Source organism: Sulfurimonas sp. RIFOXYD2_FULL_34_21, assembly GCF_001830805.1.
Classification (GTDB): Bacteria; Campylobacterota; Campylobacteria; order Campylobacterales; family Sulfurimonadaceae; genus Sulfurimonas.
In genome coordinates this window covers 1-7,785 of record NZ_MICH01000003.1, presented here as the reverse complement: position 1 = coordinate 7,785, position 7,785 = coordinate 1, and the positions used below count along the sequence as shown (strand labels likewise).

The 7,785-nt window shown below is 37.1% G+C and carries 17 protein-coding genes; all 17 read right to left on the bottom strand.

Annotated elements, in window-relative coordinates; all coding sequences use genetic code 11:
* Nucleotides 1-64 precede the first annotated feature (64 nt).
* Nucleotides 65-823: a type I methionyl aminopeptidase gene (gene map / locus A2530_RS02940; protein WP_294883742.1), complete on the bottom strand. Its 759-nt coding sequence runs from the start codon at nucleotides 821-823 to the stop codon at nucleotides 65-67.
* 3 nt (nucleotides 824-826) lie between these two features.
* On the bottom strand, nucleotides 827-2,089 hold the full coding sequence (gene secY, locus A2530_RS02935; protein WP_294883740.1) for a preprotein translocase subunit SecY: 1,263 nt from the start codon (nucleotides 2,087-2,089) through the stop codon (nucleotides 827-829).
* Nucleotides 2,090-2,091: 2 nt separating this feature from the next.
* Complete coding sequence (rplO, locus tag A2530_RS02930; RefSeq protein ID WP_294883738.1) at nucleotides 2,092-2,490, bottom strand: 50S ribosomal protein L15; 399 nt, start codon at nucleotides 2,488-2,490, stop codon at nucleotides 2,092-2,094.
* A 2-nt stretch (nucleotides 2,491-2,492) separates the two neighbouring features.
* Nucleotides 2,493-2,933, bottom strand: coding sequence for a 30S ribosomal protein S5 (gene rpsE, locus A2530_RS02925; protein WP_294883736.1), 441 nt, complete (start codon nucleotides 2,931-2,933; stop codon nucleotides 2,493-2,495).
* Between the two features lie 8 nt (nucleotides 2,934-2,941).
* The gene (gene rplR, locus A2530_RS02920) at nucleotides 2,942-3,298 is read right to left on the bottom strand and encodes a 50S ribosomal protein L18 (protein ID WP_294883735.1); all 357 of its coding nucleotides are present in this window, start codon (nucleotides 3,296-3,298) and stop codon (nucleotides 2,942-2,944) included.
* Nucleotides 3,299-3,311: 13 nt separating this feature from the next.
* Entirely contained in the window at nucleotides 3,312-3,848 is a 537-nt protein-coding gene (gene rplF, locus A2530_RS02915; protein WP_294883733.1) for a 50S ribosomal protein L6, read from the bottom strand.
* A 9-nt stretch (nucleotides 3,849-3,857) separates the two neighbouring features.
* Nucleotides 3,858-4,253 (bottom strand): 30S ribosomal protein S8, encoded by a 396-nt coding sequence (rpsH, locus tag A2530_RS02910; RefSeq protein WP_294883731.1) that lies wholly within the window; start codon nucleotides 4,251-4,253, stop codon nucleotides 3,858-3,860.
* Between the two features lie 40 nt (nucleotides 4,254-4,293).
* Nucleotides 4,294-4,479 carry a type Z 30S ribosomal protein S14 gene (locus tag A2530_RS02905; protein WP_294883730.1) on the bottom strand — a complete coding sequence of 62 codons (186 nt, stop codon included), beginning with the start codon at nucleotides 4,477-4,479 and terminating at the stop codon, nucleotides 4,294-4,296.
* The gene (gene rplE, locus A2530_RS02900; protein ID WP_294883728.1) at nucleotides 4,479-5,024 is read right to left on the bottom strand and encodes a 50S ribosomal protein L5; all 546 of its coding nucleotides are present in this window, start codon (nucleotides 5,022-5,024) and stop codon (nucleotides 4,479-4,481) included. The genes A2530_RS02905 and rplE overlap by 1 nt, the downstream gene beginning before the upstream one ends.
* A 4-nt stretch (nucleotides 5,025-5,028) precedes the next feature.
* A complete protein-coding gene (rplX, locus tag A2530_RS02895) occupies nucleotides 5,029-5,259 on the bottom strand; it encodes a 50S ribosomal protein L24 (protein WP_294883726.1) in 231 nt (76 codons plus the stop codon).
* Complete coding sequence (gene rplN / locus A2530_RS02890) at nucleotides 5,259-5,627, bottom strand: 50S ribosomal protein L14 (RefSeq protein WP_294883724.1); 369 nt, start codon at nucleotides 5,625-5,627, stop codon at nucleotides 5,259-5,261. The genes rplX and rplN overlap by 1 nt, the downstream gene beginning before the upstream one ends.
* Nucleotides 5,627-5,875, bottom strand: coding sequence for a 30S ribosomal protein S17 (gene rpsQ / locus A2530_RS02885; RefSeq protein ID WP_294883722.1), 249 nt, complete (start codon nucleotides 5,873-5,875; stop codon nucleotides 5,627-5,629). The genes rplN and rpsQ overlap by 1 nt, the downstream gene beginning before the upstream one ends.
* Nucleotides 5,876-5,884: 9 nt before the next feature.
* Nucleotides 5,885-6,070: a 50S ribosomal protein L29 gene (gene rpmC, locus A2530_RS02880; RefSeq protein ID WP_294883721.1), complete on the bottom strand. Its 186-nt coding sequence runs from the start codon at nucleotides 6,068-6,070 to the stop codon at nucleotides 5,885-5,887.
* Nucleotides 6,057-6,482, bottom strand: coding sequence for a 50S ribosomal protein L16 (gene rplP, locus A2530_RS02875; RefSeq protein WP_294883719.1), 426 nt, complete (start codon nucleotides 6,480-6,482; stop codon nucleotides 6,057-6,059). The genes rpmC and rplP overlap by 14 nt, the downstream gene beginning before the upstream one ends.
* 2 nt (nucleotides 6,483-6,484) lie before the next feature.
* Entirely contained in the window at nucleotides 6,485-7,195 is a 711-nt protein-coding gene (gene rpsC / locus A2530_RS02870; RefSeq protein WP_294883718.1) for a 30S ribosomal protein S3, read from the bottom strand.
* Between the two features lies 1 nt (nucleotide 7,196).
* Nucleotides 7,197-7,514 (bottom strand): 50S ribosomal protein L22, encoded by a 318-nt coding sequence (gene rplV / locus A2530_RS02865; RefSeq protein ID WP_294883717.1) that lies wholly within the window; start codon nucleotides 7,512-7,514, stop codon nucleotides 7,197-7,199.
* 2 nt (nucleotides 7,515-7,516) lie between these two features.
* Nucleotides 7,517-7,785: 30S ribosomal protein S19 (gene rpsS, locus A2530_RS02860; RefSeq protein WP_294891419.1), on the bottom strand; the 269-nt coding region annotated here is incomplete at its 5' end.

The window sequence follows — 7,785 nt, the reverse complement described above, 5'->3', positions numbered from 1 at the left end:
AGCCTCTATAATCTTGCCATCAACTTCGATAACATCTGATTTAGCCATTTTAATCCTTTTTTTCTCAAGCCAGAGATAAAATTTCAGCTTTACCATTGACAATTGCAACAGTATGCTCGTAGTGTGAACCGCGTAAACCATCGGCACTGACAACATCCCACTTATTCTCTAAAATAAGCGGCTTTGAATCTTTTTGACAAATCATCGGTTCAATACAAAAAACCATTCCGTTTTTTATTTTTGGACCGGCTTTTGAACTTTTGCCATCAAGATAGTTTGGAATTTCAGGCTCTTCATGAGGCTTCTTTCCAATACCGTGACCGCAGAAGCTGTGAAGCGGCACAAAACCTTTTTTACGGATAGATTTTTCTAAAACTTCTGAAAGTTCTTTAAATCTCATACCTACTTTTATAGACTCAATCGCCTCATAAAGAGACTCTCTTGCACATGCTATAAGTTCTTCGTCTTTAGCAGTAACTTTACCTACAGGCACGGTTATTGCTGCATCTCCAAACCATCCATCTGCCTCAGTACCGATATCATAACCTATGATATCGCCTTCTTGCAATCTATAATCTGTTGGTATGCCGTGGATAATTACTTGATTTAATGAGGTACAAACCGTATTTGGAAAGCCGTAGAGACCTTTAAAAGATGGCTTTGCGCCGTGAGAGAGAATATACTCCTCGGCCATTGCGTCAAGTTCTTTTAAGGAAATCCCTACTTTAGTATTTTGTTTTAACAATTCTAGTGCACCGCCAACAATTTTGTTAGCAATGCGAAGTTTTTCAATCTCGGCAGGTTGTCTAAGCGCTATGGCCATTATTTACAAACCAACTGCACTTAATGTCTCATATTTACTCATGTAAATCTGAGCCTCTATTTTTCTCATTGTATCTAGTGCAACTTGAACTACAATTAGTACTGCGGTGCCGCCGAAAAAGAATGGGACACCCATCCCTTTTATAATCATAAAAGGAAGAGTTGCAACTAAACCTAAATAGAGCGCACCAGTAAAAGTCAAGTTGCTCGCTGTTGCATTTAAAAATTCACTTGTAGCATTTCCCGTACGAATACCTGGAATAAAACCACCTTGTTTTTTTAAATTTTCAGAGATATCTTTTGAGTTAAAGGTTATCGATGCATAAAAGAATGCAAAGAATATTACAAAAATGAATGTCAAAAAGTTAAAAAAGTAACTATTCGGGTTTAGATAATCTGCTATTGCAATAACTGTAGGATTCGTACTGCTTGATAAAACAGTCATAGGAAACATAAGTATTGCACTTGCAAAAATAACCGGAATTACACCTGCTAAATTAACTTTAATAGGAATATAGTTCATAACTCTTTTGTTTTGATTTTGCATTATTACTTTTTTAGCATAAGTTACAGGTACACGACGTTCACCAAGCTCAACATAAATAATAACTCCTACTGTTCCTAAAATAAGTATAAGAATCGCAAGCACAGTTAAAAAGCTCATTGCTCCAGTGTTTACCATAGTAACCGTTTGACCGATTGCACTAGGAATTGCAGAAACAATTCCTGCAAAAATAATCAAAGAAATACCGTTACCGATACCGCTTTGAGTAATCTGCTCACCAATCCACATTAATAACATTGTACCAGCTAACATTGAGATAGCAGAAAGCATTATAAATGTATTATGATCAGCTAATATCGCGCTGTTGCCGTTAGGTCCTGTTAAACTTTGTAGCCCAACACTAATGCCTATTGCTTGAATTATTGTAATAACAATTGTTGCATAACGAATAATTTGCATATACTTAACCATACCGTCGCGCTCTTTTTTCATCTGACCTAGAGGAGCAAATGTTGCAGCTAAAAGTTCCATTATAATAGAAGCAGTAATATAAGGCATTATTCCAAGAGCAATGATTGACATTCTCTCAACAGCATTGCCGCTAAACATATTAAATAAACCTAATGCATCTGATTGATGTGAATCGAAGAATGAAGCGATAACGGCAGCATCTACGCCTGGAACCGGCACGTATGCCAGTAGGCGATAAATAAATAAAAACCCGATAGTAATAAGTATCTTATTTACTAGATTTTTATTCACGACTATTTACCTGTAGTAGTAACGTTGTCGTCTTTAATTTTTGATGCTAAATCTTTTGCATTTGCACCAACTAACTTAACTTTTGTAATACTAGCTGCTATTTTATGAACACCACGGATACTATCCATAGTTATTTCAGAAAGCTCTGCAACTGCTTTTATTTTTTCTACATTGATTACATATGGTTTTACAACACGTGATGTAAATCCAATTTTTGGAAGTCTTCTTGCAAGCGGAGTTTGTCCACCTTCAAAGTTTCTTTTTCTTGAGCTACCTGAACGAGCAGTTTGCCCTTTTCCGCCACGAGTAGAAGTTTTACCCATTCCACTTCCACAGCCACGACCCACTCTCTTACGATTTTTAGTTGATCCATCAGCAGGAGTTAAATTTTCAATACTCATATCTATCCTTTTAAGCGACCTAGTGCTTCAACCGTAGCGCGCACTAGTGTACCTGGATTGTTTGAACCGATACTTTTTGTAAGTATGTCTTTAATACCTGCAAGCTCAAGAACATGACGAGTAGCGCCGCCGGCGATTACCCCTGTACCCTCAGATGCCGGTTTTAAAAGAACACGACTTGCATTGTACTTATGTTCAACATCATGTGCAATTGTAGTACCTTTGATACTAACTTTGCTTAGGTTTTTAAATGCATTATCTACAGCTTTTTTAATAGCATCAGGAACTTCTTTTGCTTTTCCTGCACCAAAACCGATAGTACCTTTTTTATCACCAACTACTACAAGTGCCGTAAAACGGAAACGACGTCCACCTTTTACAACTTTTGTAACACGACCTATATTTACAATTGATTCTTCAAAATCTTCTCTATTGATTTCCATCTTAACCCCTAGAACTTAATTTCGTTTGCACGAAGTGCGTCACCAAATGCAGCTATAACACCGTGGTATTGGTAACCGTTACGATCAAAAACAATAGCAGAGATGTTAGCTTTTTTTAGTACGGCAGCGAATGCCTCACCAAGTGCAGCTGCACCCTCTTTATTTGCTTTATGACCTGTTACTTTTGAGTTAAGTGCAGCTAATGTTGTTGCACTTACATCGTCAATTGCTTGAACACTCAAATAGCGATTTGAACGAAATACAGAAACACGAGGAAGTGAAGCACAACCAGCTATTTTTGCACGAATACGACGCTTACGTTTTAAACGATTAGCTACTTTGCTTTTTAATACTTTTGCATTCATCTATACTCCTTTCCTATTTTTTAGAAGTTTTACCGGCTTTACGCACGATAGTCTCTTCAGCATATTTAACACCTTTACCTTTGTAAGGCTCTGGCGGACGGAATCCTCTAACTTCTGCAGCAACTTGACCAAGTGATTGTTTGTCATGACTTTTAAGAGTTATAACATTTTTTTCCACAGTCGCCTCAATACCTGCCGGTAGTTGATAGTTAATATCGTGTGAAAATCCAAGCTGTAAATTCAATACACTGCCGTTTACAGAAGCACGGTAACCAACACCATTTATCTCTAAAGCTCTTGTATATCCAGTTGTTAAACCAGTTACGATATTTGCTGCTAATGCACGATACGTTCCCCAGAAAGCTCTATGTTCACGAGAATCTGACAAAGTTGAAAATGTTAATACATCGCCATCTACATTAAATGCAACATTGCCTTTTGTATCTAAATCAACACTATTTTTGCCTTTAGCAAAAGTTATAACATTTCCATTTGCACTAACATTTATATCAGATGCAAATTGTACGGGTAATTTACCAATTCTTGACATGTTATCTCCCTACCAAATCGTACACATTACTTCACCACCGACACCAAGCGCATAAGCTTTGTCATTTGGTAAAACGCCGTGTGATGTACTAACAATAATAGTTCCGTAACCGTTTTTGAAACGCTTAATCTCATCTTTACCTTTATAAACACGTCTTCCAGGTTTAGATACTCTTTTCATTTCATTAATAACAGTTCTTCCGTTATCATTGTATTTCAATACAACATTAATAGTTTTTTTAACGCCGTCTTCAACAACGTTACAACTCTCAATATAACCTTTTTCAACTAAAATATTTGCTATTGCTTCTACACTCTTAGAGTGAACAAGAGTAGTAACATCTAATCTTCTCATACCAGCATTACGAATACGAGTCAACGCATCCGATACTAAATCATTAATCATTTATTTTTTCCTTGCTTGTAGTTAGAAGTTTCCTCTTGAATTACCAAGAAGACTTTCTAACACCTGGGATTAATCCCTCATTTGCCATTTTTCTAAAACATACACGACATATTCCGAAGTCACGAAGAACAGAGTGTGGACGACCACAAATCTGACATCTTGTATAACCGCGAACTTTAAACTTTGGAGTTTTATTCGCTTTGTTTATCATAGACTTTTTAGCCATTAGTTACTCCCTTTAGTAAAAGGCATACCCATTTTCTCTAAGAGAGCAAATCCTGCCTTGTCAGACTCAGCTGTTGTTACAACAGTGATATTCATACCATGAATTTGCATAATTGAATCATAACTAATTTCCGGGAAAATTAGTTGTTCTTGCAATCCAAAGTTGTAGTTACCACGACCATCAAAACCGTTTCTAGGAACACCACGGAAATCTTTAACACGTGGAAGGGCAATAGAAACTAAACGGTCAAAAAAGTTATACATTTTTTCACCGCGAAGTGTAACACGAATACCGACAGGCATACCTTCACGAACTTTAAAACCTGCAACAGATTTCTTAGCTATTACAGTACTTGCTTTTTGACCCGCAATTGTAGTAATAGTATTTTCAATGTTTTGGATAAGTTTATTATCTTTCATTGCAAAACCGGCACCTACAGAGATAACAATTTTATCCAATGCAGGAGTTTGCATAGGATTTTTAATTCCTAATTCTGCTTGTAATTCAGATTTTAAACCTAAATATTTTTCTTTTAAACGAGCCATCTACTTATGCCTCCACTTTACGAACATTTGAAACATCTATAGGCATCTCTTTATTAGCATGTCCGCCTTTAGTGTTATCTTCTGTTGGCTTGATAGCTTTTTTTGCTATTTTACAACCCTCTACTATTACCTTGTTTTTCTTAGGTAATACAGCGAGAACTGTAGCTTTTGTTCCACGATCATCACCGGCGATAATCTCTACAGTATCGCCTTTTTTGAATTTAAACTTTGCCATTAAACAACCTCCGGCGCAAGAGATACTATTTTCATAAAACCAGAATAACGTACTTCACGAGCAATTGGTCCGAAAATACGAGTACCGATTGGCTCTCTCTTGTCATCAAGTATTACAGCTGCATTGTCATCAAAACGGATAAGAGAACCATTTTCACGGTGAATCTCTTTAGCAGTTCTAACAACAACAGCTTTTACAACTTTACCTTTTTTAACTTTAGCAGTTGGCGTCGCTTTTTTTACAGAAGCGATGATAACATCACCGACTCTTGCATAACGACGCTTTGAACCACCAAGTACCTTAATACACATAATCTCTTTTGCACCTGTATTGTCAGCTACATTTAGACGAGTAAAACCTTGAATCATTACTCAGCTCCTGATACTACTGTTTTAAGTCTAAAAGATTTAGTCTTAGAAAGTGGGCGACACTCGATTGCAACAATCTCATCACCAACTTTTAACTCATTACGTTCATCATGTACTAAGTACTTTTTGAAACGTTTTACAACTTTGTGGTAACGAGGGTGCATTACACGACGCTCAACAACAATACTTGCTGTTTTATCGCCTGCAATTTTAACTACATTACCTTGAATTTCACGTTTATGTGTCATTGCCAGCCCCTATTTCGCTGCACTAAGTGCAGTGTTGATTCTAGCAACATCTTTTTTAGCAATACGAAGTTCGCTAGTATTTTGTAGTTGCATCATCTGTTTTTTAATTTTTAAAGTAAAAAGTTCAGTCTTTCTCTCTTTAAGCATTGCCTGAAGTTCTGCTTTACTTTTATCTGCTAAATCAGAATATTTCATTGCTCATCTCCGCAGTAATAATTTTTGTTTTGAAAGGCAATTTATGCATAGCTAGAGTCAATGCTTCACGAGCAAGCTCTTCCGGAACACCGGCCATTTCAAAAAGGATACGACCCGGTTTAATATTCATAACCCATTGATCAACTGAACCCTTACCTTTACCCATACGAGTCTCTAAAGGTTTTGCAGTTAATGGTTTAGCTGGGAATACTCTAATCCAAATCTTACCGTTTCTTTTAATATGACGAGTAGCTGAAATACGAGCCGACTCAATCTGACGAGAGTTAATACGACCTGCTTCAACTGCTTTAACCGCAATATCACCAAATGCTAATGTATAACCTGAACGAGCGTAACCACGGTTACGACCTTTCATTACCTTACGATATTTTGTTCTTTTTGGCATTAACATAATTAATCAGCCTTTCTCGGAGCACGTTTTGGACGACGCTCTTGTTTCTCTTGTTTCTCTTCTTTTGCTTCAGCCGGAATACCTTTAGTAAGAACCTCACCTTTGAATATCCAAACTTTTACACCGATACAACCGTATGTAGTGTGAGCTTCAGCAAAACCGTAATCAATTTTTGCACGAAGTGTATGAAGTGGAACACGTCCCTCTAAATACCACTCAGTACGAGCCATTTCAGCTCCGCCAAGACGACCGCTTACAGACACCTTAATACCTTTAGCTCCGCCTCTTTGTGCATTTTGCATAACTTTTTTCATAGCACGTCTAAACGCAACACGGCGTTCAAGTTGAGTAGCTACGTTTTCTGCAACTAATTGAGCAGAAATCTGAGCTTTTTTCTCTTCTTTGATATTAACAGATATTTGTTTTCCAACAAGTGCTTGAAGAGTATCTTTAAGCTTCTCGATGTCTGAACCTTTTTTACCGATTATAATACCAGGACGAGCAGCAACGATAGTTACGCGAAGTCTTTTAACTGTTCTTTCTATGATAATGTTAGAAACACCTGCATAGTAAAGTTCTTTTTTCAAATATGTACGAATCTTGTGATCTTCACCCAAAGATGCTGCTGCAGTCTTAAAATTAGGGAACCAACGGCTCTCCCAATTACGGTTGATACCAAGACGTAAACCAATAGGATTAACTTTTTGACCCATATTATTTACCCTCTACTTCTACTAATATATGCGCTGTCGGTTTTCTGATTCCTGATGCCATACCACGAGCTCTCGGACGAAATCTCTTAAGTACTGGACCATTGTCAACACGACATGATGTAACAACACAATCAGCCGCTTCGTTACCGCTGTTAGCAACTGCTGATGCAACCACTTTAGCAATAATTTTTGCCGCTTTATTTGGCGTGAACTCTAAAGATGCTAATGCAAGTTCAGCATTCATTCCTTGAATCTCTCTTGCAATAAGACGAGATTTAATTGGTGAAACACGGATAAATTTCAATAATGCTCTAGCCATGATTAACCTTTCTTCTGTACAGAGCCCTTATGGCCCTTGAATGTACGAGTCGGTGCAAATTCACCTAATTTATAACCAATATGGTTCTCTGTTACATATACCGGAACAAATTGACGTCCATTATGAACATTCATAGTTAATCCAACCATATCAGGCAGAACCATACTTCTGCGAGACCAAGTTTTGATAGGTTTTTTATTACCTTCAGCTTTGGCTGCAACTACTTTTTTCATTAAATGATCATCAACAAATGGACCTTTTTTTACACTTC

Coding starts and splice junctions, on each gene's coding strand:
- map (WP_294883742.1), bottom strand. CDS start 823: ATGGCCATAGCGCTTAGACAACCTGCCGAGATTGAAAAACTTCGCATT.
- rplO (WP_294883738.1), bottom strand. CDS start 2,490: ATGAGTATTGAAAATTTAACTCCTGCTGATGGATCAACTAAAAATCGT.
- rpsE (WP_294883736.1), bottom strand. CDS start 2,933: ATGGAAATCAATAGAGAAGATTTTGAAGAATCAATTGTAAATATAGGT.
- rplR (WP_294883735.1), bottom strand. CDS start 3,298: ATGAATGCAAAAGTATTAAAAAGCAAAGTAGCTAATCGTTTAAAACGT.
- rplF (WP_294883733.1), bottom strand. CDS start 3,848: ATGTCAAGAATTGGTAAATTACCCGTACAATTTGCATCTGATATAAAT.
- rpsH (WP_294883731.1), bottom strand. CDS start 4,253: ATGATTAATGATTTAGTATCGGATGCGTTGACTCGTATTCGTAATGCT.
- A2530_RS02905 (WP_294883730.1), bottom strand. CDS start 4,479: ATGGCTAAAAAGTCTATGATAAACAAAGCGAATAAAACTCCAAAGTTT.
- rplE (WP_294883728.1), bottom strand. CDS start 5,024: ATGGCTCGTTTAAAAGAAAAATATTTAGGTTTAAAATCTGAATTACAA.
- rplX (WP_294883726.1), bottom strand. CDS start 5,259: ATGGCAAAGTTTAAATTCAAAAAAGGCGATACTGTAGAGATTATCGCC.
- rplN (WP_294883724.1), bottom strand. CDS start 5,627: ATGATTCAAGGTTTTACTCGTCTAAATGTAGCTGACAATACAGGTGCA.
- rpsQ (WP_294883722.1), bottom strand. CDS start 5,875: ATGACACATAAACGTGAAATTCAAGGTAATGTAGTTAAAATTGCAGGC.
- rpmC (WP_294883721.1), bottom strand. CDS start 6,070: ATGAAATATTCTGATTTAGCAGATAAAAGTAAAGCAGAACTTCAGGCA.
- rplP (WP_294883719.1), bottom strand. CDS start 6,482: ATGTTAATGCCAAAAAGAACAAAATATCGTAAGGTAATGAAAGGTCGT.
- rpsC (WP_294883718.1), bottom strand. CDS start 7,195: ATGGGTCAAAAAGTTAATCCTATTGGTTTACGTCTTGGTATCAACCGT.
- rplV (WP_294883717.1), bottom strand. CDS start 7,514: ATGGCTAGAGCATTATTGAAATTTATCCGTGTTTCACCAATTAAATCT.